Source organism: Glaciimonas sp. GNP009 (assembly GCF_054343755.1).
On the sequence record NZ_JBTGUV010000004.1, the window covers coordinates 4,354,964 to 4,380,926 of the forward strand.

27 protein-coding genes are annotated in these 25,963 nt (G+C 49.7%); 21 read left to right on the top strand and 6 right to left on the bottom strand.

The window, feature by feature from the left end; all coding sequences use genetic code 11:
- Positions 1–108 precede the first annotated feature (108 nt).
- The 8 genes from ACXX82_RS20115 (at position 109) to ACXX82_RS20150 (ending at position 7,972) form a co-directional block, all read left to right on the top strand.
- Complete coding sequence (locus ACXX82_RS20115; protein WP_458563580.1) at positions 109–666, top strand: hypothetical protein; 558 nt, start codon at positions 109–111, stop codon at positions 664–666.
- A gap of 340 nt (positions 667–1,006) precedes the next feature.
- On the top strand, positions 1,007–2,239 hold the full coding sequence (locus tag ACXX82_RS20120) for a molybdopterin molybdotransferase MoeA (RefSeq protein ID WP_322237802.1): 1,233 nt from the start codon (positions 1,007–1,009) through the stop codon (positions 2,237–2,239).
- 87 nt (positions 2,240–2,326) lie between these two features.
- Positions 2,327–2,587, top strand: coding sequence for a molybdopterin converting factor subunit 1 (gene moaD / locus ACXX82_RS20125; protein WP_458563581.1), 261 nt, complete (start codon positions 2,327–2,329; stop codon positions 2,585–2,587).
- A 199-nt stretch (positions 2,588–2,786) separates the two neighbouring features.
- Positions 2,787–3,434 carry a LysE family translocator gene (locus tag ACXX82_RS20130; protein ID WP_458563582.1) on the top strand — a complete coding sequence of 216 codons (648 nt, stop codon included), beginning with the start codon at positions 2,787–2,789 and terminating at the stop codon, positions 3,432–3,434.
- A 68-nt stretch (positions 3,435–3,502) separates the two neighbouring features.
- Positions 3,503–3,952: a molybdopterin synthase catalytic subunit MoaE gene (gene moaE / locus ACXX82_RS20135; protein ID WP_322237805.1), complete on the top strand. Its 450-nt coding sequence runs from the start codon at positions 3,503–3,505 to the stop codon at positions 3,950–3,952.
- A gap of 184 nt (positions 3,953–4,136) precedes the next feature.
- Positions 4,137–6,740, top strand: a complete 2,604-nt coding sequence (gene clpB / locus ACXX82_RS20140; protein WP_322237806.1) for an ATP-dependent chaperone ClpB — start codon at positions 4,137–4,139, stop codon at positions 6,738–6,740.
- Positions 6,741–7,105: 365 nt separating this feature from the next.
- Positions 7,106–7,417, top strand: a complete 312-nt coding sequence (locus tag ACXX82_RS20145; protein WP_322237807.1) for a Dabb family protein — start codon at positions 7,106–7,108, stop codon at positions 7,415–7,417.
- 105 nt (positions 7,418–7,522) lie between these two features.
- Positions 7,523–7,972 carry a PaaI family thioesterase gene (locus tag ACXX82_RS20150; protein ID WP_322237808.1) on the top strand — a complete coding sequence of 150 codons (450 nt, stop codon included), beginning with the start codon at positions 7,523–7,525 and terminating at the stop codon, positions 7,970–7,972.
- Between the two features lie 194 nt (positions 7,973–8,166).
- Here ACXX82_RS20150 and ACXX82_RS20155 read toward each other — a convergent pair whose 3' ends face one another.
- From ACXX82_RS20155 to ygfZ, 3 genes are read right to left on the bottom strand one after another with little or no spacing between them, the layout of a single operon-like run.
- Positions 8,167–8,892: an NRDE family protein gene (locus ACXX82_RS20155; RefSeq protein ID WP_322237809.1), complete on the bottom strand. Its 726-nt coding sequence runs from the start codon at positions 8,890–8,892 to the stop codon at positions 8,167–8,169.
- Positions 8,883–9,185, bottom strand: a complete 303-nt coding sequence (locus ACXX82_RS20160; RefSeq protein WP_322237812.1) for a DUF4936 family protein — start codon at positions 9,183–9,185, stop codon at positions 8,883–8,885. The genes ACXX82_RS20155 and ACXX82_RS20160 overlap by 10 nt, the downstream gene beginning before the upstream one ends.
- Before the next feature lie 30 nt (positions 9,186–9,215).
- Entirely contained in the window at positions 9,216–10,265 is a 1,050-nt protein-coding gene (gene ygfZ / locus ACXX82_RS20165; protein WP_322237813.1) for a CAF17-like 4Fe-4S cluster assembly/insertion protein YgfZ, read from the bottom strand.
- Positions 10,266–10,388: 123 nt separating this feature from the next.
- Between ygfZ and mltG the strand changes: the two genes are divergently transcribed.
- From mltG to ACXX82_RS20230, 13 genes are all read left to right on the top strand, one after another.
- Positions 10,389–11,375 (top strand): endolytic transglycosylase MltG, encoded by a 987-nt coding sequence (gene mltG, locus ACXX82_RS20170; protein ID WP_322237815.1) that lies wholly within the window; start codon positions 10,389–10,391, stop codon positions 11,373–11,375.
- A 165-nt stretch (positions 11,376–11,540) separates the two neighbouring features.
- Positions 11,541–12,149 (top strand): dTMP kinase, encoded by a 609-nt coding sequence (gene tmk, locus ACXX82_RS20175; RefSeq protein ID WP_322237817.1) that lies wholly within the window; start codon positions 11,541–11,543, stop codon positions 12,147–12,149.
- Between the two features lie 103 nt (positions 12,150–12,252).
- Positions 12,253–13,296 carry a DNA polymerase III subunit delta' gene (locus tag ACXX82_RS20180; protein WP_323506390.1) on the top strand — a complete coding sequence of 348 codons (1,044 nt, stop codon included), beginning with the start codon at positions 12,253–12,255 and terminating at the stop codon, positions 13,294–13,296.
- Between the two features lie 220 nt (positions 13,297–13,516).
- Entirely contained in the window at positions 13,517–13,894 is a 378-nt protein-coding gene (locus tag ACXX82_RS20185) for a PilZ domain-containing protein (RefSeq protein WP_322237819.1), read from the top strand.
- 2 nt (positions 13,895–13,896) lie between these two features.
- Entirely contained in the window at positions 13,897–14,436 is a 540-nt protein-coding gene (locus ACXX82_RS20190) for a GNAT family N-acetyltransferase (RefSeq protein WP_322237821.1), read from the top strand.
- A 214-nt stretch (positions 14,437–14,650) separates the two neighbouring features.
- Positions 14,651–15,445, top strand: coding sequence for a TatD family hydrolase (locus ACXX82_RS20195; RefSeq protein ID WP_322237823.1), 795 nt, complete (start codon positions 14,651–14,653; stop codon positions 15,443–15,445).
- Positions 15,438–16,142, top strand: a complete 705-nt coding sequence (locus tag ACXX82_RS20200) for an ankyrin repeat domain-containing protein (RefSeq protein ID WP_458563583.1) — start codon at positions 15,438–15,440, stop codon at positions 16,140–16,142. Before ACXX82_RS20195 ends, ACXX82_RS20200 begins: the two co-directional genes overlap by 8 nt.
- A 494-nt stretch (positions 16,143–16,636) precedes the next feature.
- Positions 16,637–17,140, top strand: a complete 504-nt coding sequence (locus tag ACXX82_RS20205; RefSeq protein WP_322237828.1) for a hypothetical protein — start codon at positions 16,637–16,639, stop codon at positions 17,138–17,140.
- Positions 17,141–17,294: 154 nt separating this feature from the next.
- Positions 17,295–18,467, top strand: a complete 1,173-nt coding sequence (locus ACXX82_RS20210) for a c-type cytochrome (RefSeq protein ID WP_323506388.1) — start codon at positions 17,295–17,297, stop codon at positions 18,465–18,467.
- A gap of 58 nt (positions 18,468–18,525) precedes the next feature.
- On the top strand, positions 18,526–20,298 hold the full coding sequence (ctaD, locus tag ACXX82_RS20215; protein WP_458563584.1) for a cytochrome c oxidase subunit I: 1,773 nt from the start codon (positions 18,526–18,528) through the stop codon (positions 20,296–20,298).
- Positions 20,295–20,948, top strand: a complete 654-nt coding sequence (locus tag ACXX82_RS20220) for a cytochrome c oxidase subunit 3 family protein (RefSeq protein ID WP_322237831.1) — start codon at positions 20,295–20,297, stop codon at positions 20,946–20,948. The genes ctaD and ACXX82_RS20220 overlap by 4 nt, the downstream gene beginning before the upstream one ends.
- Positions 20,949–20,980: 32 nt before the next feature.
- Positions 20,981–21,721, top strand: coding sequence for a heme-copper oxidase subunit III family protein (locus tag ACXX82_RS20225; protein WP_458563585.1), 741 nt, complete (start codon positions 20,981–20,983; stop codon positions 21,719–21,721).
- A gap of 9 nt (positions 21,722–21,730) precedes the next feature.
- Entirely contained in the window at positions 21,731–22,054 is a 324-nt protein-coding gene (locus ACXX82_RS20230) for a cytochrome C oxidase subunit IV family protein (protein ID WP_322237836.1), read from the top strand.
- Positions 22,055–22,178: 124 nt separating this feature from the next.
- Here the strand turns inward: ACXX82_RS20230 and ACXX82_RS20235 are convergent, their stop codons facing one another.
- The 3 genes from ACXX82_RS20235 to hpnD all read right to left on the bottom strand — a co-directional run bounded on the left by ACXX82_RS20235 (position 22,179) and on the right by hpnD (position 25,876).
- A complete protein-coding gene (locus tag ACXX82_RS20235) occupies positions 22,179–23,315 on the bottom strand; it encodes an alpha-hydroxy acid oxidase (protein WP_322237839.1) in 1,137 nt (378 codons plus the stop codon).
- Positions 23,316–23,623: 308 nt separating this feature from the next.
- Positions 23,624–24,994, bottom strand: a complete 1,371-nt coding sequence (gene hpnE, locus ACXX82_RS20240) for a hydroxysqualene dehydroxylase HpnE (protein ID WP_323506385.1) — start codon at positions 24,992–24,994, stop codon at positions 23,624–23,626.
- A 48-nt stretch (positions 24,995–25,042) separates the two neighbouring features.
- The gene (gene hpnD / locus ACXX82_RS20245) at positions 25,043–25,876 is read right to left on the bottom strand and encodes a presqualene diphosphate synthase HpnD (RefSeq protein WP_322237845.1); all 834 of its coding nucleotides are present in this window, start codon (positions 25,874–25,876) and stop codon (positions 25,043–25,045) included.
- Between the last annotated feature and the right edge of the window lie 87 nt (positions 25,877–25,963).

Below are 25,963 nucleotides of genomic sequence, written 5' to 3' on the forward strand. Positions count from 1 at the left end.
AAAGCCGCAGCCTTGGTGGTAAACGGTTTGTCGTAGTAAGTATTGATAAACGAAGTTGGCTTTGACTCTAATGACATAGTAGTTTTTGACCTGCAGGCGTAGCCACCTTTGACGTTGCAGGCGCAGCCACCTTTGACGTTGTTCTTGAAGTTGCAGGCGCAGCCACCTTTGACGTTGTTCTTGAAGTTGCAGGTGCAGCCACCTTTGACGTTGTTCTTGAAGTTGCAGGCGCAGCCACCTTTGACGTTGTTCTTGAAGTTGCAGGTGCAGCCACCTTTGACGTTGTTCTTGACGTTGCAGGCGCAGCCACCTTTGACGTTGTTCTTGAAGTTGCAGGTGCAGTCACCTTTGACGTTGTTCTTGAAGTTGCAGGCGCAGCCACCTTTGACGTTGTTCTTGAAGTTGCAGGCGCAGCCACCTTTGACGTTGTTCTTGAAGTTGCAGGCGCAGCCACCTTTGACGTTGTTCTTGAAGTTGCAGGCGCAGCCACCTTTGACGTTGTTCTTGACGTTGCAGGCGCAGCCACCTTTGACGTTGTTCTTGACGTTGCAGGCGCAGCCACCTTTGACGTTGTTCTTGAAGTTGCTGTTGAAGTTGACGTACTCCGTCATGGACGCTGCCAAGTATTTCAGCTGTCAGTCGGGAATTGTTGGAAGACATGTTTGAGCGTAGCGAGTTGGTCTTTCAACCCGACTGGCGGCTGAAATGCTTGGGAACCCGCAGGGCAGCGTCAGTTGCGGTCGCCTTCTTTTTGGTTACGTTTTCTTGGCGGGGGGCGCCGAGCCAAGCAAGAAAAAGTAACTGGCTGTCGGGCCACCCCCGACAAGCGTCCACGGAGTAGAAAATTTATTATTTAACGACGACTGAACTGAACCGAACTGAACTGAACTGAACTGAACTGAACTGAACTGAACTGAACTGAACTGAACTGAACTGCATCCGCCCCACCCAATCAACCCAACCTAAAATAAATAATCCAAAAACCAAATTAACGGATCAACACTAGATGCAAAAACCACCAATGCTCACCGTAACGGCTGCACTAGATCTCCTACTAACCGCCGCAAAACCAATAACCGACATAGAGATCACCCCAACGCTATCGGCCAACGGTCGCATCCTGGCAAGTGCACAAACGTCACAACTAAACGTCCCCCCAGCCGACAACACCCAAATGGACGGCTACGCAGTACGCGCAGAAGATTGCGTGAGTGGCGCTGCACGATTGCCAGTATCGCAACGCATCCCGGCAGGACACGTTGGGCAACCGTTACAGCCCGGCACCGCCGCAAGGATATTTACCGGCGCGATGATTCCTGCCGGTGCCAACGCGGTCGTGATGCAGGAAATGTGCACCACAGACGGCGATGCAGTGATAATCAATCACGCACCCAAGTCTGGTGAATGGATACGTCGCGCAGGCGAAGACATTCAGGCTGGCAAAGAAATTCTTCCAATGGGTACACGACTGCAAGCACAACATCTTGGATTAGCGGCATCGGTCGGATTGGCACATTTGCCAGTCTTACGTAAATTACGGGTCGCGGTGTTTTTTACCGGTGACGAATTGGCGATGCCCGGCGAGACGTTAAAAGCCGGTGCAATCTACAATTCAAATCGCTTCGTGTTGCGCGGGCTACTGGAAAATTTGGGATGCGAACTCACCGACTACGGCATAGTTCCCGATTCGCTCGCGGTGACCCGTGACACATTACGTCTGGCTGCAGAAAAGCATGATCTGATTATTACATCTGGCGGCGTATCCGTTGGAGAAGAAGACCACGTTAAACCAGCGGTAGAAGCGGAAGGCCAACTAAATATGTGGCAAATCGCGATGAAACCTGGCAAGCCATTGGCTTTTGGTGAGATCAACCGGATCGGTGACGACCGTGTTGGCACTGCGTTTTTTATGGGTTTGCCTGGTAATCCAGTATCCAGTTTCGTCACATTTTTATTGTTTGTTCGACCTTTCATCTTACGTTTGCAAGGTTGCAATAACGTAGCGCCGGAGACCTACGCGATGCGCGCAGATTTTGCCTGGACAAAGGCTGATCGTCGCCAGGAATTTTTACGCGTAAAATTCAATGCAAGCGGTGGTCTTGATCTATTTCCGCATCAAGGTTCGGGTGTGCTGACGTCGACTGTCTGGGGCGATGGTCTGGTGGATAATCCCGCTGGAGAGACCATTGCCGTTGGCGATGTCGTGCGTTTTTACCCATTTTCGGCGTTACTGCGCTAGAGGAATAACCTTGATTTACCTTTGTTATTTAAATCAACGACCTTGCGTGCAAGCAGGTCACGCTCGATTATCAAGTTGGAAAATGCCATGAAGATTCAATTACGTTTTTTTGCCAGTGTGCGTGAAGCCTTAAACCTGACGCAAGAGACGATCAATGTGCCAGAAGAAACCGTGCATACGGTCGGCGATGTCCGTGTTTATTTACGCGCGCGAGGCGGGGTGTGGGAAGATATTTTGGGAGATGGCAAGGCGTTGCGGATGGCTTACAATCAAATCATGACGACCGCTGATCAGCCGTTGACTGAGGATTGTGAAGTGGCGTTTTTCCCGCCCGTGACCGGCGGTTAAGTAGTGGATAAGTAGAAGATGAGTAGTGGCTAAAGAATGGTTTTTGATTGATTGAAAAACAATTAAAAGCAACAGGATGGCGTCAGCTCATGTCTTTTTTAGCCGTAGTATTTTGCGTAAAATAAGGTTGGCCAAAGGCATACTATCAATCTTGTCCTTGGCGCGTGGTATTTTTCCAATCTGATTTGGTAAGGATCGTATGCAACTTCAAACGTGGCTTTTTTATCTTGCTGCTGTGGCCGTTTTGGTAGCGACGCCCGGCCCAACGGTCCTTAATTGCGTCACGAATGCGGTTAATTTTGGCGTGCGCCGGGCGCTGTTTGGCGCATTTGGTAGCTTGACAGCGGTTTGTCTGGTGATGACGGTGTCTGCTTTTGGATTGGGTGCTGCCTTAGCGACCTCAGAAAAAATATTCTTGATTATCAAGTGGTGTGGTGCCGCGTATTTAATTTATGTAGGTGTAAAAGCCTTTCGCTCGCGCCAATCAAACTTTGAGGTCGAAAGTGACAATGCTGAAGTCAAAACAACTTCGCCACGATTGCTATTGCGCTTATATTTAAATGGTTTTTTGGTGGGCGCTAGTAATCCCAAAGCGCTTCTGTTTTTTACTGCGCTATTCCCTCAATTTTTGAATCCGCAAGCACCACAAGTGCCGCAATTCCTGATTTTGGGTTTGACCTTTATTTGCTGCGAATTGGCTGGTCTGACGTTTTATTCCAGCTTTGCCGTACGGGCCGCACCGTGGTTGCGTGCGCAAGGGCGCGCCCGCCTGTTCAATCGGGTCTCAGGATGTGTTTTTATCGGGGCCGGTGCCTTGTTGGCGACTGTGAAGCATAGCCCTAAGTAATTCGGCTGTATTGGTTACGTTGGATCGCATGTAAACTATTTAAAAGGATCACCGTTCAGGTTCGCACTATGTCTATACGTATTCAAACCGCTGATTTTGATCTCTCTGCAGAATTGCTTGCATTGCGGCAGAGCAATCCAAAAATTGGTGCGGTCGTCAGTTTTGTCGGGGCAGTGCGCGATATCAACGCTGGCAGCGCTGTCGCAGAGATGACGCTTGAGCATTATCCCGGCATGACCGAAAACGCATTGACGGCAATAGTGGAGCAAGCCCGAATGCGCTGGGAGTTTGTTGACGCGTTGGTCATTCATCGCGTCGGACCGCTATTGCCTATGGATCAGATCGTGCTGGTGGCGGTTGCTTCGTCGCATCGCGGAGAGGCTTTCGCCGCTTGCGAATTCATCATTGATTATCTGAAAACCGAAGCGCCGCTCTGGAAAAAAGAACGGACGCCTGAAGGCGAGCGATGGGTTGATGCACGCGAGAGTGATGACTCCGCTCTACAAAAATGGCGCTAAAAATGCGTAAGTAATGCTAAATAGTACTTAATTACGCTAAGCAATAATAAGTGCCGATAAAAAATTTAAAATTTAATATTTGGCAACTATACTTTATCAGCATGCTTGAAAAGCATCGTTGAGCCCCAATTTTCTGTCTAGATGATGTAATAGACTCTATGTAGCGGACATTTTGGAGGGAACCATGCGTTTCGATAAACTCACCACAAAACTGCAGGAAGCAATTTCGGATGCCCAAAGCCAGGCAGTCGGAAATGATAATCAATATATAGACCCGATTCATGTCCTGATTGCGTTGCTTAATCAAGATGACGGTAGCGCTCGTTCGCTATTGCAACGCGCAGGGGTGAATGTTGCCGCGCTGTCAAGCGGATTAAAGGCCGCGTTGGAGCGGTTACCAAAGGTTTCAGGCAACGGCGGTGAAGTCCAGATTGGTCGTGAATTACTCGGCTTGCTGAATCTGGCAGATAAGGAAGCGCAAAAGCATGGCGATCAATTTATCGCTAGTGAAATGCTGCTGCTTGGATTGCTCGATGATAAATCGGACGCCGGTAAATTGGCGCGCGAGCACGGACTGACGCGTAAGGCCCTTGCGGCGGCGATCAGCGCCGTGCGCGGTGGCGATAATGTGGCCTCGCAAGATGGCGATGGTCAGCGCGAAGCGTTAAAAAAATACACACTTGATCTGACTGAACGTGCACGTCAGGGCAAGCTTGATCCCGTGATTGGTCGTGATGATGAAATCCGTCGGGCGATTCAGGTTTTGCAACGCCGTAGCAAAAACAATCCAGTATTGATAGGCGAGCCGGGCGTCGGTAAAACTGCCATCGTCGAAGGATTGGCACAACGCATCGTCAATGGCGAAGTGCCGGATAGTCTGAAATCCAAGCGTGTATTGTCGCTGGATATGGCTTCGTTGCTGGCGGGCGCAAAATTCCGTGGTGAATTCGAAGAGCGTCTAAAAGCAGTGTTGAAAGAAATCGCGCTCGACGAAGGGCAGACAATTGTTTTTATCGATGAACTCCACACCATGGTTGGCGCTGGCAAAGCAGAAGGGGCGATGGACGCTGGCAATATGCTGAAACCCGCATTGGCGCGGGGCGAGCTGCATTGTGTCGGCGCGACGACGCTGGACGAGTATCGCAAATATATTGAAAAAGATGCTGCGCTGGAACGCCGTTTTCAGAAAATTCTGGTGGATGAGCCGTCCGTGGAGGCGACGATTGCGATCTTGCGCGGTTTGCAAGAAAAGTATGAAGTTCATCATGGCGTGCAAATCACCGACCCTGCAATCGTTGCTGCGGCTGAATTGTCGCATCGTTATATTACGGATCGATTTTTGCCGGACAAGGCTATCGATCTGATCGACGAAGCGGCAGCCAAGATCAAGATCGAAATTGACTCCAAACCGGAGGTCATGGACAAACTTGACCGTCGTTTGATTCAGCTTAAGATCGAGCGCGAGGCAGTAAAAAAAGAAAAAGATGAAGCTTCTCAAAAGCGCTTGAGTTTGATCGAACAAGAAATCGAAAAATTGGGGCGAGAATATGCGGACCTGGAAGAAATCTGGAAATCCGAAAAAGCCAGCGCCCTTGGTAGCCAGCATCTGAAGGAAGAGATTGAGAAGTTGCGCCTGCAAATTGATGAGGCGACGCGTAATAGCGATTGGCAAAAAGTTTCCGAGTTGAAATACGGCAAGATGAATGAGCTTGAGAAGGCGCTGGAAGTGCAGCAGAGGCAGGATGCATTTGCAGAGGCGCACCCTGATTCAGGCGCTAAACCGCGTTTGGTACGGACGCAGGTTGGCGCCGAAGAAATTGCAGAAATCGTTTCGCGATCTACCGGTATTCCGGTCTCCAAGATGATGCAGGGCGAACGAGAAAAACTGCTGAAGATGGAGGATGAATTGCATCGCCGCGTGGTGGGCCAGGATGAGGCCATCGTCGCTGTATCGGATGCGATCCGTCGTTCACGGGCGGGACTCAGCGATCCGGATCGGCCTTATGGTTCCTTCATGTTTTTGGGGCCAACCGGCGTCGGAAAAACCGAGCTGTGCAAGGCGCTGGCTGGTTTTTTGTTTGATACGCAGGATGCGATGATCCGTATCGACATGAGCGAATTTATGGAGAAGCATTCGGTCTCGCGTTTAATCGGTGCGCCGCCGGGCTATGTGGGTTACGAAGAGGGCGGCTATTTGACCGAGGCGGTGCGTCGCAAACCGTACAGCGTGATTTTGCTGGACGAAATTGAGAAAGCGCATCCCGACGTTTTTAACGTTTTGTTGCAGGTGCTGGATGATGGGCGCATGACCGATGGTCAGGGTCGCACAGTCGATTTCAAAAATACGGTGATTGTGATGACGTCAAATTTGGGATCACATCGCATTCAGGCCATGGAGGGTAGCGATCCGGCAGAGGTGAAATTGGAAGTTATGGGTGAAGTCAGGAATCACTTCCGTCCTGAGTTCATTAATCGCATCGATGAAATTGTGGTCTTCCATGGCCTTGATGAAAAAAATATCGGTGCCATCGCCAAGATTCAACTGAAAATTTTGGAGCAAAGGCTTGGCAAGTTGGATATGCAACTTGATATTTCCGAGAGTGCTTTACAAAAAATCGCGGAAGCGGGATTCGATCCGATATATGGCGCTCGACCACTAAAGCGCGCCATTCAGCAGCAAATTGAAAACCCGCTGTCCAAGCTCATATTGGAAGGGAAATTTGGGCCTAAAGATAGTATTCACATCAACGTTAAGGATAGTGAACTGATTTTTAATAAGGTGTCTTAAATCCTGAGCGCATTGCAGGAAACGGAGTCGATAAACTGATCTCGTCGAAATCGTTCAATCGTTAAAACAGAGAGCCACGAGATCCAACTCGTGGCTCTTTTTTTGTTTCATATTTCGCTGTCAACAGCCGGTTGCCATGCAAAGAGTAGCTAATGCGCATAGCCTAAAAAGACGACCGAAAAAATGACATAAATCCCGCCCGTAAGAAAATGACTGCCCAAAACGCTGTTTTTTTCGTCCATCAATTGCTAGCCTGAATTGCAGTTCGCCTCTTGCTAAAAACGAATCTGACTTTTCAGCTACACTTCAGCGCTTAGCTCGGAAAACCGCGATATTAAACTTCATTAACGGACAAATTAGTCATTATGGCCATTACTCTCAAACATATTGTTATGTGGAAATTGAAGGATCACGCCGAAGGTGCCGATAAGGCGACCAATGCGATTAAGTTAAAGGCATTGCTGGATAGTTGTGCGGCGATAGTTCCTGGCATTCTGCTATTTGATGCCGCAATTGCACAGGACGGCTTAGAGGCGACTTATGACGTGATATTAAACGCGGAATTTGCCTCACGCGAAGTACTGGAAGCGTATCAGAATCATCCCACGCACATTGCGATCAAGGCGTTCGTTGGTGCGGTGCGTGAAGCGCGACAATGTTTCGATTACGAGAGCTAAAATGCGCAATCGTCGTTGAACGCTACATTTCGGTAGTATCCGTTATTTCTGTGGTGTCCCATCGTTTTTTGCGTCAATTTACATCACTTTTTATAGTTAGCCTCTATGTTTCCCAAAGAAGTTTTCCCGCTCGATAATCCCTTTTTGAAGTACATCGGCGTCGAGTTTGTAGAGATGGGTGAGGGGACGGCAACACTGCAGCTGGATTTGCAGCCGCATCATATGAACAGCGGTCAGGTAACTCATGGCGGCGTGACGATGACCATGCTTGATGTGGTGATGGCGTTAGCCGGACGTACGCTGAACCCTCAAGCAAGTACTGCTGTCACCGTTGAAATGAAAACCAGTTTTTTGCAGCCGGGCGGCCGCATCGGCGGTCACCTTGTTGCTAAAGGCAAGGCTTTTCATCGCTCTGCGACGATGTGTTTTTGCGAAGCGGAATTATGGAATGATGAGAAACTGGTCGCAAAGTCGCTGGGTACTTTTAAATATCTGAAAAATATAACCAATGATCGCAAGGTTCTGCGCGAGTTTGATGGCGGAGCGGATGCCTAACAAAGGACAGACAAGGGGCTAGCTAAGCTTTCTATAGGCGCTTTGGGTTTCGTTGATTTATGGCGTTATATATTTCCCATATTTGCATACGCCACGTATTTGCCTGAAGTTAATATTTAAACGGTTACGGCAGGCAATCCACCCTTTTGATTGCGGTCGCTACCTGCCCCTTTTTGCCGCTTGCCCTTTGTTGATTAATGCACCGGGCGCTCGTCCAGTACAGCCGTGCCGCACGCGTGCAGTTTTACTAATGTTGAGGTACGCGTGCCGTAATCTGGCGAGCTAATAAATACCGAGGATAGCAAACGCTCCTTTTCGATGCCCACTCCTGTCGATGGCAAGCGGCAATCACCAGCGATCGTGGTGTCGGTCAGCATGTCAAAGTAGGTTTCGTCCGGTGCGCCTTGACATAGCAAGCTGGCAAATTGCGCCTTTGTTCTGACCACTTTCGGCCAGCAGACATCCAGCAACGCGTTAGACAAACCATATATGCCGGCGGGCAATGGCTTCCCGTTTCGTGGGTCGGCCTCGCCTTTGTTGGAATACCAAACTAAGTCCTGGCCATCATGAATAAGCAAGTTAAAGCCGTTATAGTCGTTTGCACCCACGCTGATCTGAGCAATATATTCTGCTGCGGTTGCTTTACTGCTGAGAAAATCAGCCACTAATCCGCCTCGGCTGGGCGCGTTCTCATGGCGTTCTGCCGGCGCGCGAACATTCGTTATCGCGGCGAATCGGCCGGTTCGACTAATACCAATCCAGGTCCCGCCATTTTGGAGGTCACGTCCTGCATAAATATCGGGACGATCTTCCCACCAGTTTGCAGGTGCGCTGGGTCGTGCGTAAAACTCGTCACGGTTGGCGGCTGCGATTAACGGCAGGCCCGGAACGACTTTCCAGGAAAAAACGATTAGGCACATAATGAACCAGTAGCAAAAGATTCAGAAATAAAAAATTCGGTGTGACGTGGGCCTTCAATCAAGGTAATCACGCCACTTTGCACAACCGCTTGCGCGACATGCGACGTAAAATTGTCCGGTACTTCCAGATAAACCTCCATCCAGGTATGTTGCCCGTTTTCGGCCTCCGGTCGCCGTTTTAACGCACAGGAAATCTGAAAATCACGAGACAGTTTAGTCTGCATCGCGGTCGCCATTTGCATCAATTGCGTAGCATTGGTGGCCGCTACGCGGTAATAAATATAAAGATCCATACTGATCCAACATCCTGTTGCGATAGACGTTTATGACAGCTTGACGGCCGGTGCCACAGGATCCGGCATGGCATAAGGTAGCGGAATAAAGCTTAATTGCGGTCCGCTGGCAGAGCCAATATGCACGCTTCCATTGTCTAGTGCCGCCAGTTTGATTTCCAGGAGGCAGGTGGTTGTTTTGCCATTCGGGTCAAGTCGCTCCGCGTTGACAATCATGCCGCAAGGTTGCAAAGGGTCGGCGCTGGAGAATACTTCGGTACCAGCGTCTACGTCAATTGCATCAACGTTTGCCAGTACTGCGCGGCGTTTGAGTTTACCTAAATATTGACTGCGCGCGACGATTTCCTGGCCGGGATAACAGCCTTTCTTAAAATTGACACCGCCTACCACTTCATAGTTGATCATTTGCGGGACGAACTGTTCTTGCGTCGCCAGCGTAATTTGTGGAATCCCGGCTTGAATCTGCCCGAGACGCCATACGCGATCATCCACTACCGGCAATGTTTCGGACAATGGTGTCCATGCAGCGATAGCGATTTGCTGCGATGCGATCCATTGATATCGGGCTACGCCATTGGCATCGCTGCAGCGGATTAACGTACCGTTTGCGTTGTCGATTTTGGCATAAGGGGCAGTTGGTAAGTCAGTGAACCATGGTGCTAAAGCAGCGCCAACTGCCGTCCCGCCAAGCCCGATCACCGCATACTCTTCGGTGACGTCCGCTAATTTTGCCTTGGAGCGCATCACAAACATTTGCAGGCGCTTCTGGACCGCTGCCTGAATAGTTCGCGGAAGTTGCAGAAAGATGGTCTGATCGCTCTTCCACATTAACAAAGTCGCCAGCAAACGTCCTTTTGGCGAACAGTAACCCGCAAGCCGGATTTGATCCAATGGCAATTGCGCTACATCGTTAGTCAATTGGTTATGCAAAAAATTGGCAGCTTCGTCGCCAGTTAGCGCGATCAGCCCAAGATCCGTTATCGGAGTAACAAAATTACCTTCTGCATCCGGCATTGTTTGCAGATTGTTGGTGGACTGTTGGTTCAAAAACTCTTGCCAGGTGGTTACAATTTTAGTCATAAAAGTGGGGCATTTTCAATTCAGCGATTATCATGTTGGGTTGATTATAGTGATGTCTCAAAAAGGCGTCGGGTTTAACCGATTTTCGACATCCTGAACTGATTTAGAAAAACCGCGGAGCGATTGACTTTGTTTAAGAAATTAGTGTTAAGTATTGTTGTACTGGCATTGCTTGCCGTTGGCGGTTTGGCTTATTGGGGCAGACAACCGGTGTTTGAAACTGGCGATCCGATACCCTTCACGATTAAATCGGGTAGCGGGCTGGATAGTGTCGTGCAGCAAATCGCCAGCGCAGGCGTTCCCGTCAACCCTGAAATATTAGGTATTCTGGCGCGATTAACAGGGAAAAGCGGCAAGCTTAAGGCAGGTAGTTATGAAATAAAGCCCGGTACCACGCCTTTGCGCCTGATCACCCAATTAGTGCGCGGCGAATTTGCGCAAGAGTCATTGACGGTCATTGAGGGATGGACTTTTCGTCAAATGCGACAAGCAATTGCGGCACAGAGCGCGCTGAAGCACGATACGCAATTGCTGTCGGACGCTGAACTGATGGCCAAAATCACACCTGACTACACACTGCCGGAAGGCCTGTTTGCACCGGATACTTATTTGTTCGCAAAAGGGTCGAGCGATTTGCAGGTCTATAAACAAGCGCATGCACTGCTATTAAAAAGGCTTAATAGTGCATGGGAGAATCGTGATCTGTCTGTCCCTTATAAAAGCCCGTATGAGGCACTGATCATGGCGTCGATAGTCGAAAAGGAAACGGGACGCAAAGCGGAGCGTACCAATATCGCCGGTGTATTTGTGAATCGATTACGCCTCGGAATGTTGTTGCAGACCGATCCGACGGTAATCTACGGCATGGGAGAGCAATATGAGGGACGCATCCGCAAGCGCGATCTCACCACCGACACGCCTTACAATACCTATACACGTGCCGGTCTGCCGCCGACGCCAATTGCGTTGCCCGGAGATGAGTCATTGCACGCTGCCATGAATCCCGCCAAAACGGATGCGTTATTTTTTGTCGCCAAGGGTGACGGCAGCAGCCATTTCTCAAGCAGTCTTGGTGAACATAATCAGGCCGTGAATAAATATCAGCGATGACTTCGGTGCTGAATCGTTGCGGCTGCCGTTGCTACTATTCAGCGTTAATCAAAGGGCAATCAATGGTATTCCTCGACATTGCAGGACATTGCCTTGCATTATCACGTATTTGGTCGGTTACACTATGACAAACAAAGAGTTACTTACGGAAATGTTCAGAGATCTATGACATCTGCAAAATTTATTACCTTTGAAGGTATCGATGGGGCGGGGAAATCAACGCACATCGGCTACGTTACTGAATTATTACGCAGTCGTGGACTGATCGTAGTTACGACCCGTGAGCCCGGCGGAACGGCACTGGGCGAAGCATTGCGTGAATTGGTCTTGCATAAAAAAATGCATCTTGAAACCGAGGCTATGCTGATGTTTGCATCCCGCCGCGAGCATTTGGCGCAAGTCATTGAGCCGGCATTGGCACGCGGCGATTGGGTCGTTTCTGACCGTTTTAGCGATGCGACGTTTGCCTATCAGGGCGGCGGCAGAAAACTTTCTCTGAATAAATTGGATGTTTTAGAGCAATGGGTACATCCACATTTGCAGCCGGATCTAACGCTATTGTTTGACGTGCCATTAGAAGTGGCGCGGGCACGTTTGGATGCGACGCGTGATCTGGATCGGTTTGAACAGGAGAAGGCAACATTTTTCGCCGATACGCGTGCGGAGTATTTGCGTCGAGCGGCGCAGTTTCCTGCCCGTTTCCGGGTAATCGATTCGACACAACCTATTGCTGACATTCAGCGAGGCCTGGAAAAAATCATCGCGGCTTTGTAACGGGGCGTGATTGCCGGACCGGTGGTCTAGTATTAGCGTTGGCGTACACTTGCCGAGTTGCCAACAAAGTAATTAATTAATGGATTGAGTGATTGTTAAATTAATGAGTAATTTGATATTCCCATGGCAAAGTAATGCTTGGCAGCAGCTGCAAGCAATGCGCGCCCGCATGCCGCACGCGATCTTGTTTCACGGTGCTGAAGGAATTGGTAAAACCATTTTTGCCGAGCAATTTGCACAGTCGTTATTTTGCGATGCGCCACTAGCGGATGGTCACGCCTGTGGCGTTTGTCCATCATGTGGCTGGTTTGTTCAGCATAATCATCCTGATTATCGTCGGGTGCGGCCAGAAATTTTGGAGGATGAGGATGCACGCGATGTCGGCGACGGGGCCGACGATGGAGGGGATAGCAAAAAAACTGCAAAGTCGACTAAAGCGCCATCGAAAGAAATTAAGATTGATCAAATTCGTGCGTTGGCCGGATTCATGAATATTTCTACGCATCGTCAGGGGCAACGGGTAGTGGTGCTGTATCCAGCAGAAGCGCTAAATGCCGCCGCCGCCAATGCCCTTTTAAAAACCTTGGAAGAGCCACCGCCGAACACTGTATTTTTGTTGATTTCGAATAGCCTGGATCGGTTGTTGCCGACGATATTATCGCGCTGCCGTAAATTTCCAATGCCGGTTCCTTCACGTCAGGAGGCGCTTCTCTGGTTACAACAACAAGGTGTCGCTGATGCTGATATGTGGCTAGCCGAGCAGGGTGGCGCGCCGTTGACCGCACAGATTCAGTCACAAAGTGAAGGGCGTGAACTGATCAACGAGTTGTTAGCTTATCTGAGTGCGCCCGGTATTGATGGGGCGCTGAAATGCGCGGAACGCTTGCAGAAAACGCCCGTGGTAGAACTACTCGGTTGGCAGCAGCGCTGGCTCTATGATTTGTTTTCGCTGAAAATGACCAACACCGTTCGCTATTATCCGCGCCATCAAAAGGCTCTGGTTACCCTTGCCGCAAGGACACAAACGGGTGATTTGTTGCGTGGATTAAAGGCTTGTAACGAGCGACGGGCGATTGCGGAGCATCCGTTATCTGCGCGGCTTTTTATTGAAGATATGCTGTTGGATTATGCAAAAATATTTGCCTGAGTCTTGTTCTCGGCATTAATTTCAGAAGTATCGACAGATTGTTCCGACGCGGTTTATTGAGAACTTACTGATGAAGACGGTATGATGGTACGTCAGGCTGATGCCACTTGTGCGATGTCGCTAGTAAGTGAAGTGAACGCAATGTTGCGAGCGGGGGTCACATTGCCAGCAAACATGCGTCATGCAATCGCGGGTTTTAATTATTCGAAAGGGAAAGCACATGGCAGAAAATTCAATCGTTGGTGGTGGTGTAAGGTTAGCCAGACCCTCGGTTTTATCCCTGGCGATCAAGGAGAAATCGGCTTTATATGCGGCTTATATGCCGTTTTTAACCTTTGGTGGGGTGTTCGTGCCGACCAACAAAGCGCATGTTATTGGAGATGAGATTTATTTGATTCTCACTTTGATGGAAGACCCCGCAAAATATCCGATTGCTGGCAAAGTCGCCTGGATTACACCATCCGGCGCAAATAATAACCGGGCCCAGGGGATTGGCGTTCACTTTCCAGATGATGATGGTGGACATAGATTACGTACTCGCATTGAAGAAATTCTTGGCTCCGCACTGAGTTCCAGCCGACCTACTCACACTTTATAAATATGAAATATCATCACAGAATCGCCACGCAACAGGATCTCACCGCCATAGTTGCAATCTACAACAGTACCGTCGCCTCGCGTGAGGTGACGGCCGATACAGAGCCGGTTTCGGTTGAATCGCGTCAAGCCTGGTTCGATCACCACAACGCAACTTTGCGTCCGTTATGGGTTGTTGAGCAGGAACTTGATCAATCCGTCGATCAATCGGTTGATGATGCCGCCTCGCCTGCCATCGTTGGATGGTTGTCGTATTCTGATTTTTACGGTCGTCCCGCCTACGCTGGAACTGCTGAAATTTCGATCTACATACATGAAGTCGCGCGTGGCAAAGGGATTGGCCGTTATCTGATGGAGCAGGCTCTTACTTATGCACCGCAAGCTGGGGTTCACACTTTGCTGGGTTTTGTCTTCGGTCACAACGCGCCAAGTTTGAAATTATTTGAAGTATTTGGGTTCGAGCGCTGGGCCAACATGCCAAGGGTGGCAACGCTTGATGGCATTGAGCGCGATTTAGTAATATTAGGCAAGCGCGTCGCATAAATTTATGCTGGTTGTGCGAGCGCTATTTGTACTATCCATTTGTTTTGCTTGATCGCGGGATTGCCAACTCGTTAGATAAATCGATACAAATCGATTCCACGTCCAGTAGTAATGTGCAGCATGTCTATCCGCAGCCTCCTGTCGTGTTTCATCTGTTTTCGTTGTTCAGATGATTTTCTACTCCGATTTGCCCTGTTTTTAATCTACTTATATCATGTACATCGACTCTCACTGTCATATCAATTTTCCCGAGCTTGCTGCGAAAATGCCAGAAATATTGGCTAAGATGGCAGAAAACAAGGTGACGCACGCGCTGTGCGTCTCTGTCGATTTGCCTGATTTTCCGCAGGTTCTGAAATTGGCAAAAACTTACCCGCATATCTACGCCTCAGTGGGTGTTCATCCCGACTACGAAGATACGCCAGAACCGACGGTGGATGACTTGGTCAGACTTTCCGATCATCCAAAAATCATCGCTATTGGTGAGACCGGTCTGGATTATTTTCGGCTTAAAGGTGATCTTGAATGGCAGCGTGAACGTTTTCGTCGTCATATACGCGCCTCCCGAGCAACCGGAAAGCCATTGATTATCCACACACGCGCTGCATCGGAAGATACGATAAAAATTATGCGTGAAGAGGGCGCGGGTACGAATGCCGGTGGCGCTGGCGGCGTCATGCATTGCTTTACCGAGTCATTGGCGGTGGCTGAAGCGGCGATTGAAATGGGATTTTATATTTCGTTTTCCGGCATCGTTACTTTTAAGAGCGCAAAAGACCTGCAAGCCGTTGCTTTGGAGGTCCCGTTGGAACGTACCTTAATTGAGACCGACTCGCCGTATCTCGCTCCTGTGCCGTATCGTGGCAGGATGAACGAGCCCGGATTAGTGGTGCATGTAGCAGAATATCTGGCTAACCTGAAGGGTTTGCCCGTGGCCCAGGTTGCCCAGCAAACCACAGATAACTTCTTTACGTTATTCAAACTGCCTCAAGAGATCGCCCATGCTTAAATTTGTTGAAACCGTCAATGCAACGGCCACGCGTCGTCGCTTTTTGTCGAGCGCCAGTGGCGGAATACTGGCAATCATGTTGGGCGCGTTTCCGATGGTAAGCAAAGCTGCCAACTCGGACGAATTCTTCAAGTTGGTCCAGATGAATGATTATCGTCGTCTACCCAAATTGCTTGCGACCGGACTGGATCCCAATATTGTTGAGAGCAAACGCGGTGAGACCGGTTTGATGTTGGCAATACGTGAAGATGCAATGAGGTCGTTCAATATATTACTAAATGCACGCGGAATTAACCTTAACGCACGTGCGCACAATGGTGATACTGCCCTTATGGTGGCGTCGTATAAGGGAAATGTTGCTGCAGTAAAAGCCTTGCTGGATAAAGAGGCTGAGCCGAATAGTACTGGCTGGACTGCGCTGCATTACGCGGCGACGATTGGCAATGATGAAATTGTGCAATTGTTATTGGATGCATCGGCCTACATTGATGCAGGCTCGCCAAACCAGACGACACCGTTGATGATGGCGGCGCGTGAAGGCAAAATTCTGACGGTCAAATTGCTGTTGGATTCAGGGGCTGATGAAACCTTAAAAAATGATGTGGGTATGAACGCAATTGATTTTGCGAAGAAATTTGATCATCAGGATATCGTTGATGGATTAATGTCTCGATTGAAGAAAGCTAGACAGCGATAAACCGAAGGGAACATGATAAATAAGAACAAATAAGAACAAATAAGAACAAATAAGAACAGCAAGGACAAACACGCACTAGCTGGTCAAGGTCAGTTATAACCGATTTCACTTTCAGTTATTGCACTAAGGGAAAAAGTGTCGTGCGCCTCAAGCGATGCCAAGTGCAGGTTGACACGTTATTCCTGTGCTCCAACCATCATCACTATCTCTTCAAACTTCTTTTCTTTTCGCCTCCTTCCCGTCCGCTTATTCCGGCACTATTCCGCTCTATTCCCAATCGTTTACGGCTCTATTCGTAGTTCGATCAAGATGCGATTATTGCGTGTGCGGTGCAACATGCAGAGTATTTTGCACGTTGTCAAATTTGTACTACACTAAATTCATAAGCGCCCCAAAAAATGATTTAGCTGCTCGCCCATGCACGTTCCAACGTTGCTCTTACATGGCGTTGTTAATGTGTTTTTAGGTGCTGTCGCTGTGTTCAGGAGATCACTATGGAACTTCATATGCATACTCATCATCTGGAGTCGCGGGTGCCGGATTGGATGGCGGCTGTGGTTGCCGGATTTGTTGGCGGTGCAGTTGTGATGGTTTTAGAATTGCTCTGGTCGTCACTGATCGGGAGATCTAGTCCATGGGCAATATCTCACATGATTTCCGCTATTGTCATGGGACCTGACGTCCTCCAATCCACTGATTTCAGCGTATCGGTGGTCGCCACGGCGTTGGTGACGCATTATGTGCTGGGCATCGTTTTTGGTCTTGTTTTATGCGGGATCATTGCGCCATTTCATTTCGATTCCAGCATGGGCATGGTATTTCTGACAGGTACCGTGTTCGGTTTGTTGTTGTATCTGTTTAACTTTTATGTCATGTCGCAATTTTTCTCGTGGTTCGACGGAATGCGCGGCTGGGCGTCTTTGGGGACGCATCTGATTTTCGGCATGGTGACGGCAGTCTCTTATTGGACGCTCGAACGGAGAAATGGACATCGGTAGGACCTTACGTTCAGTGCTTCAAGGAGTATTCGCCTGAAAGGAGTCACCGCAAGTGCGCGTGAGATCGTGAAAATGTACACAATAAATCTGAATCTTGATTGACCTGTCGCCGCCTATTCGCTTGGTGGAGTAATGGCAGCGGAAGAGGGTAGATATGACTATGGCCGTCGTACTTATCGTATTGGTGGACCTGTCGGTCCTCTTCCACTTATTGAGTCCGTGGACGGCAACGCCGCTGGCCTCGAACTGGCAGCAGATGGACAACACGTTAACCATTACGCTGGTGATCACCGGTTTTGTGTTTATCGTGCTTAATCTTTTTCTGGTCTACATGTTGATGCGCTTCGGCCATCGCAAAGGTAGGCGTGCAGCCTATCAACCTGAAAATAAAAAGCTGGAATTGTGGCTGATAGGGATCACCACGATCGGAATTATTGCACTGTTGGCGCCGGGATTGCTGGTGTATGCCGACTTTGTTAACGTGCCTAAAAATGCGCTACAAGTTGAGGTATTGGGACAACAATGGCAGTGGCGTTTTCGGTTTGCCGGTGCTAGCGGAAAATTTGGTCGCACGAACGTTCATTTGGTCAGTGGAGCCAACCCATTTGGTATTGATCCAGCCGATCATGCTGGCAGCGGCAATATACTTATCAATAGCAACGAACTACATTTGCCGCTTAACTATCCGATTCAAATGGTGCTTCGATCGCAAGATGTATTGCACGACTTTTATGTTCCACCCTTTCGTGCCCGGATGAACATGGTTCCCGGTACCGTCACCTCATTTTGGTTCACCCCAACTAAAGTGGGACGCTATGAAGTGTTGTGCGCACAACTATGTGGAGTGGGTCATGCCAACATGCGCGCTTATGTCGTGGTGGAGGATGTGGCCAGCTTTAAAAGCTGGTTACAGGGTCAACCGACATTTGCGGTGTCTATGTTGCCGCAAGCGCGTACTCAAGCGGGCAATTCAGGTGGCGGAGTTAGCCTCGTAGCGGAAGGTAAGGCGCTCGCCGCTTCCAAGGCCTGTATTTCTTGCCATACGGTCGACGGTAATCCCTTGGTCGGGCCAACCTGGAAGGGATTATTTGGCAAAATGGAGATCATGGAAAACGGCAGTACCGCGTTGGTCGATGAAGCCTATTTACGGAATTTTATTCGTAACCCGCAGGAACACGTCGTCAAAGGATTCACGCCGATCATGCCCAAGATCGATATGAGCGATGCGGAGCTAACGGCACTCGTCGCGTATATAAAATCATTTGGCATTGCTGCGCAGGGATCACCGCAAAAACAGGCAGAAGCGACAAGCGATAGCAGTCAATAAGCAGTCCCTATCATATGAGTAGCGGCCTTAACGTCGCCAGCGTTTAACGGGGAAGTCCATGACTAGCACCGAAGAGATGATCACACACCAGAATGATGAGGCGCACCAGGCGCCTCAGAGGTTCTTTTTGAAATATGTCTGGAGTCAGGATCATAAGGTGATTGCTATTCAGTATTCCTGTATCGCTATCTTCGCTGGTTTGGTCGGTGTTGCGCTATCAAATTTGATGCGTCTTCAACTTGGCTTTCCTGGTCGTTTTTCTGGAATCGATGCGACGCATTACTACCAGTTCATGACCATGCACGGCATGATTATGGTGATTTATCTGCTGACAGCTTTACTGTTAGGCGGCTTCGGCAATTATCTGATTCCATTGATGGTAGGTGCACGTGACATGGTATTTCCCTACTTAAATATGTTGAGTGTCTGGACCTATTTTTTATCGGTGATCGTGTTAATGGCGAGTTTCTTTGTGCCAGGAGGTCCGACTGGCGCTGGCTGGACTCTTTATCCGCCGCAAGCTATTTTGCCCGGCACGCCCGGCTATGAGTGGGGTATTATTCTGATGCTGGTGTCGCTATTGATATTTATCGTTGCTGCGACGATGGGTGGCTTAAATTATGTGACGACCGTCTTGCAGGCGCGTACTGAGGGTATGACGTTGATGCGCATGCCACTGACCGTGTGGGGTATTTTTGTCGCGACTATTTTGGCGTTATTAGCTTTTCCTGCGTTGTTTGTCAGCGGCATCATGATGTTGCTTGATCGCACGCTCGGCACCAGTTTTTTTATGCCTGCTTTGCTATCAATGGGCAAAGCTACTAATTACAACGGCGGAAGTCCGCTGCTGTTTCAACATTTATTCTGGTTCTTTGGTCATCCCGAGGTCTACATCGTTGCATTGCCAGCATTTGGCATTGTCTCGGATTTGATCAGCGTTCACGCCCGAAAGTGTATCTTCGGCTACCGCACGATGGTGTGGGCGATACTTGCTATTGGTGTCCTCAGTGTGGTGGTATGGGCGCACCACATGTTTGTTAGCGGCATGAATCCGTATTTCGGATTTTTCTTTGCCACGACAACTCTCATTATCGCGATTCCTACTGCGATCAAAGTGTACAACTGGTTGCTGACGTTATGGGACGGGGATATTCACATGACCGTGCCGATGTTATTTGCACTGTCTTTCATCAGCACTTTTCTGATTGGCGGTTTGACTGGCTTATTTCTTGGCAATGTCAGCGTTGATATTCCGCTATCCAACACATATTTCGTTGTTGCGCATTTCCACATGGTGATGGGGGTATCGCCGTTATTGGTGATTTTTGGCGGTATCTATCACTGGTTCCCAAAAGTATCAGGACGCATGTTGGATGATCGGCTGGGAAAGATTCACTTCTGGCTTACCTTTATCGGTACTTATGCGATATTTTTTCCAATGCATTATCTCGGCATTTTGGGCATGCCGCGGCGTTACTACGTTTTTCAGGGATATAAATTTATTCCATCATCGGCGCAATCGCTGAACGTTTTCATCACCGTGGTGGCACTGGTGGTAGCGGCGGGGCAACTCGTATTCATATTTAATCTGGTGTGGAGTACGTTCCGTGGCAAGCGAGCGGAATCCAACCCATGGCGCGCTGCTTCTCTGGAATGGCAGACACCAAAAACGCCACCAGAACACGGTAATTGGGGGCCGCAATTGCCGGTCGTCTATCGCGGTGCTTACGCCTACAGTCTTCCAGGCGAGAAGGAGGATTTTGTCGCGCAGAATGCGCCACCTGCACTGGACACGCCGCTACCCGTTGTGAGTAAAGGGGCATTAGCGTGAGTACTTCTCATACATTAAAAGTCACCAGACGCGACTCTGGTCGAATGACTATACGGGCCAGAATTACGCGCCCGTCAACAATCGCTGCTGTCAGCGTTGCACTGTGGGTTTTTATTGGCGTGGCCACTGCGTTATTCACCTTGTTCATGGCGGCGTATGTGATGCGAATGGATGGTAGTGACTGGTCGCCTATTGTGATGCCCTGGCAGTGTTGGCTCAGTACCATTTTGTTGTTGGCGACGAGCTTGATGTTACATGGTGCAAATAAAGCTGGCCGACCATTAACGACGCGTAAGTTTTTAGTAATGGGCGGTTTTTTCGGATTTGCGTTCATAGGATGCCAATTCTGGAGCTGGCATGCCCTCCAAGCAAACCACATAACGCCAATGGGTAATCCGGCGGGTAGTTTTTTCTTCTTACTCACCGCGATGCATGGCGCGCACGTTCTGGGCGGTTTGGTCGGTTGGCTACGAACAGTGCGTTTTGTACGATTTGGCCCCGTATTGGATAGCGCCATGTTCGAGTTGAGATGGCGCGCCCGACTGTGCACCCGTTACTGGGATTTTTTGCTAGCGGTATGGGTCGTGCTTTTTGCAGCGTTAGGCTGGCTGACACCGGAAGTAGTCCGGTTCATTTGTGGCACGCGTTGATACGGCATCAAAAAGAGGAAAGGGAGGGCGAAATGAACCTGTCGATGAGCGGACAAAAGTCAGAAGACCTATCCATTCGGACCGCGCAAGAACCGGTGTTGCTGACGAGGCCGGTGTCGTCGGCATCTGGATGGCGGCAGTTGGTGAATGACTGGTCGGCAGATCGGGAGGCATTTCAGGTCTCTTGGGGCAAGGCCATGATGTGGATATTTTTGCTCTCCGATACCTTCATATTTAGCTGCTTTCTGGTCGGCTACATGACGGTGCGGATGTCAGGTACGACAGTCTGGCCGAATACCAGTGAAGTGTTTGCATTACATATTGGCGGGACGCCGGTACCGTTGCTGTTGATCGCCATTATGACCTTTGTGCTCATCAGTAGTAGTGGCACGATGGCAATGGCGGTGAATTTTGCCTATCGTCGTGAACGCGTCCGTGCTGCCATTTTGATGTTGGTCACCGCAGCCTTCGGTGTGGCGTTTGTCAGCATGCAAGTCTTTGAATGGACTAATCTGATCGTCAACGAGGGCGTGCGGCCATGGGGAAATGCGATGGGAGCGCCCCAATTTGGTGCGACGTTTTTTATGATCACCGGATTTCATGGCTTGCATGTTTCCATCGGTGTCATTTATCTGGTAACGGTCGCTGTACGTGTATTGCTTGGCCGGTACGAACGCAGTGGTAACTATCAGATTGTCGAAATTGCCGGATTGTATTGGCACTTTGTAGACTTGGTGTGGGTGTTTATATTTGCACTATTTTATCTTTGGTAAGAGGCCGTCATGGAAACACACAGTTCTCATACCGGACAGCAGCACCCCACGAGTCTTTACCTTAAGATTTGGGGCTTGCTATTCGTACTCAGCACGCTTTCTTACATGGTCGACTATTTGCAGTTTCATGGCTATTTGCGATGGACGCTGATTTTGTTGCTGATGTTGCTGAAAGCGGGACTGATAGTCGCTTTTTTTATGCACATGGCCTGGGAGCGGTTAGCGTTGGTGTATGCCATTCTGATCCCACCACTTTGCTTGTTGGTGTTGGTGGCGTTAATGGCGGCAGAAGCGCATAGTACATTTTTAACGCGATTGCTATTTTTTCGCTGAGAAAGTATTTTTGGCGTGCTACCCGGTCGTAGGCGAGCAAGATTGGTATGCAAGTTTGCGTACAAATCACATGGTTTGAAGCAAAGCCGCGCTTGGCCAAGATTGGCCAGGCGCTTAATCGCATTTAGCCGCGCGTCAAAATCTGCGGTCCAACATCGTTAATATTTTTGGTCCCGGTCAGGGCCATGCTGACATCCAGTTCCTGGCGCATGATCTCCAGCATTTTGGTGACGCCTGCTTCGCCCATCGCGCCCAGGCTATACAAGAAAGCGCGACCGATCATCGTTCCTTTGGCGCCCAATGCAACGGCTTTCAGCACGTCTTGACCACTACGAATACCGCCGTCGAACCAGACCTCGATCTCATCACCGACCGCTTCGACGATAGCCGGAAGTGCCGAAATAGACGACACAGCGCCATCAAGTTGACGGCCGCCGTGGTTGCTGACGACGATCGCATCAGCACCGCTGGCGGCGGCGATTTTGGCATCCTCGACATCCAGAATGCCTTTCAGTATCAGTTTGCCGCCCCATTGTTCTTTGATCCAGGCAATATCATCCCAGCACAAAGTGGGATCGAATTGACTGGCAGTCCATTTGCTCAATGTCAAAATTCCATCAGCACCTTTGACGTGACCTGCCAGATTACCAAATGTTTTACGACCACTTAGTGCACGCAATGCCCAAGCTGGTTTGCTCGCCAGGTCAATGATGTTTGCCAACGTTAACTTCGGCGGCACGGACATCCCATTTTTAATATCTTTATGGCGTTGGCCGAGAATCTGCAAATCCAGCGTGAGAACAAGGGCCGAACATTTCGCGGCCTTGGCACGCTCAATCAATGATTTGACGAAGCCACGGTCACGCATCACGTAAAGTTGAAACCAGAACGGCTTGGTCGTCACGCTGGCAACATCTTCAATTGAGCAGATGCTCATCGTCGATAGCGTAAACGGGATTCCAAATTTTTCGGCGGCAATCGCGCCCAGCATTTCGCCGTTGGCCCATTGCATGCCGGTTAATCCGGTCGGGGCAATCGCAACCGGCATCGTCACGTTTTCGCCTATCATGGTCGTGGCGGTACTCCGCTCGTCGACGTTGATGGCGACGCGTTGACGTAATTTCAAGGCGGCCAGATCGCTGCTATTGGCGCGATAAGTGCCTTCGGTGTACGAGCCGCTATCGGCGTAATCGTAGAAGGCTTTTGGTACCCGTTTCTGTGCGAGTACGCGCAGATCTTCGATGCAGGTGATGACGGGCATTATTTCTCCGTGAATGTGATGGGTGAGATGCTGAAAATTTTCAGCTGATTTTCTGAACCCTTAGTATGCTAGGGCAAAATGCACCGTCGTTGGGAGAAAATGATATGGTTTTTAGATGAAGACTTTTCAAGTCATCAGCCCGACGGGTGTATTGCGCCGGGTGATTTAGGAAATCTTGGGATTAATTTTGGATTAATTGCGGGAATAACATAACGCGTAGTTATTAACTATTGCAGAGAAAATATGTAACATTTTAGAAGGCTGTTGATTGACCCGCTGTTCGGACCTGATTTATTAGGTATTCCCCGTCAAGGTGAAGTCTTGCTCTTTAAGCCAACTAGCGCTGCCGCCTGATTGCCACTCCTGACGGCCGACTCCAGCGTCGCGGGATAGTCGCTGATCGTATAATCACCGGCCAACCATACACCGTCCAAGCCGCTATTATTGTCAGGACGGACGAGGGCTGGTGTACAGGCGAAGGTTGCACGTTTTTCAGAAATGACTTTGGTCCAGCTTGGATGTGCCAGTTCAGGCTGATTGAATACTTTAGCTAGTTGCGCGGTGATACCAGCGGTTAATGCCGCGTGACCATCGGCAATTGCTGCGCCAGAACTACTGATGACAACTGCCAACATGCCAGCTTGTGTCGCATCAAGTTGACCGCGATCAAATACAAATTGGCCCCAATCACCGACAGCGCCATCCTCAATCAGTGCGAAAAAAGGACGTGGCAAGGAGGTTGTCGGGGCGTACTGTAAATAGCAGGTGGTAATTGGCTCATAGGAGAAGTTTTTGAGTAGCGTCGTATCCGTTAAAGGGCCGAGCAAGTTGGCTGCAATGTCAGGCGGCGTCGCGATAACAACGGCATCAAAATCCCCTTCGTAATCAGCGGAGCTTAACCGCCAACCGGTGCCGTTAGCCTGTAACCGTCTGATGTTACAACCAAGATGAACAGTGCCGCCTTGCTGTCTGACAAAATCGGCTGCCCTATCGGGCAACAGACTGCTCAGATCGCAGCGCGGTAATAGCATGTCCGAAGCAGAGCGACGCGCACCCAGGCTATCACGCAACACCGCCAGAAAAACTTGCGCTGATGCGCGATCCGGTGGCGTGTTCAGTGCGGCGACACACAATGGATGCCAAAGTAATCGTGTCAATCGCTCAGTCTGATCAAATCGCTCTAATAGCGTGCTAACGGTGCAATCGTCATGTAATTCCCAGCCCATCCAACGCGCAGCGGAATTGAATCGTGCCAGCGCTATTTTATCTTCCCTGCTTAACCCATCGGCACGCCACAAAGCTGCGAGGAGATGAAATGGTGCGGGTAGGGCGGGTGCCACAAAGGTGATGCCGCCGCTGCCTTCGGGATAACACATTTGGAGCGGTAGGCGCAGCAACGCTGTTTTAGCATCGATCCCGACCTTGCGCATCAGTTGCAGGGTTTGCTTGTAGGCGCCAAGCAAGATGTGTTGACCGTTATCGTGCGGTATATCTATAGTCGCTTTGTCGCCAAAGACCGGATTAGCAACATGGCTAATCACGCGCCGGGCCCGCCCGCCTAATACGCGGCTAGCTTCGAATAGCGTGACCTGATGCTGGCTGCTGGCGAGGGCGACCGACGCTGCACAGCCCGCCCAACCGGCTCCGATAACGGCGACTTTTTGTTTGACTGTGCTCATGGCAGTTGAAGCTGATTCAAAAAGCGCGATGATGATTGAACGGACATATCAGCCACGGATATAAGTCTTCCACGCCAGCCATAATTTGCGAATTGGCGTGAGTGAAATACGCTGATTTAACACGTGATAACCATCGCGCTCAATTTCGTTTAACAATGCGCGGTAGATGGCTGCCATCATCAATCCGGGTCGTTGCGCGCGATGATCTTCTTTCGGCAGTAAGGCAAACGCTTCGTCGTACATTTGTTGCGCGCGTGCCACTTGAAAACGCATAAGATTTTCAAAGTTTTCGCTATGCCGCGCATTCAGTATATCGGCGGCGGTGACGTGAAATTGTTGCAATTCGTTGACCGGCAAATAGATGCGCCCTTTGCGACCATCTTCGCCCACATCGCGAATGATATTCGTGAGCTGAAAGGCGAGTCCGAGTTTTTCAGCGAATTGCAGTGTCTGCGGCTGCGTAACGCCAAAGATACTCGCCGATAAAATACCCACCACGCTTGCGACGTGCCAGCAGTATTGCTTGAGACCGGGATAGTCCAGGTAACGAGTTTGATTCAAATCCATTTCCATACCGTCGATGATCGCCTGCAAGTGTTGACCATCCAGTTTGTAGCTCAGCAGATGGGGTTGCAGGGCACGCGTAACAGGATGCGACGGGTTACCGGCAAGCATTGAAGCAATCTCTTTGCGCCACCACATCAGTTTTGTGCGTGCCACCGCTTCGTCGGTGCAGTCATCGACGGTGTCGTCAACCTCCCGGCAAAATGCATAGAGAGCAGTAATTGCACGACGCCGTTCAGCGGGTAAAAATAGAAAGCTGTAATAAAAACTTGATCCGCTCTGGGCGGCTTTTTGCTGGCAGTAGTCGTCAGGAGACATGAAGGATCTTTTGTATTCTTGTTTCAGGGCAACCGAAGTTGTCGTAGTTATGTAGTCTTATTTAAAGCAGAATGTAAAATGTGGTGT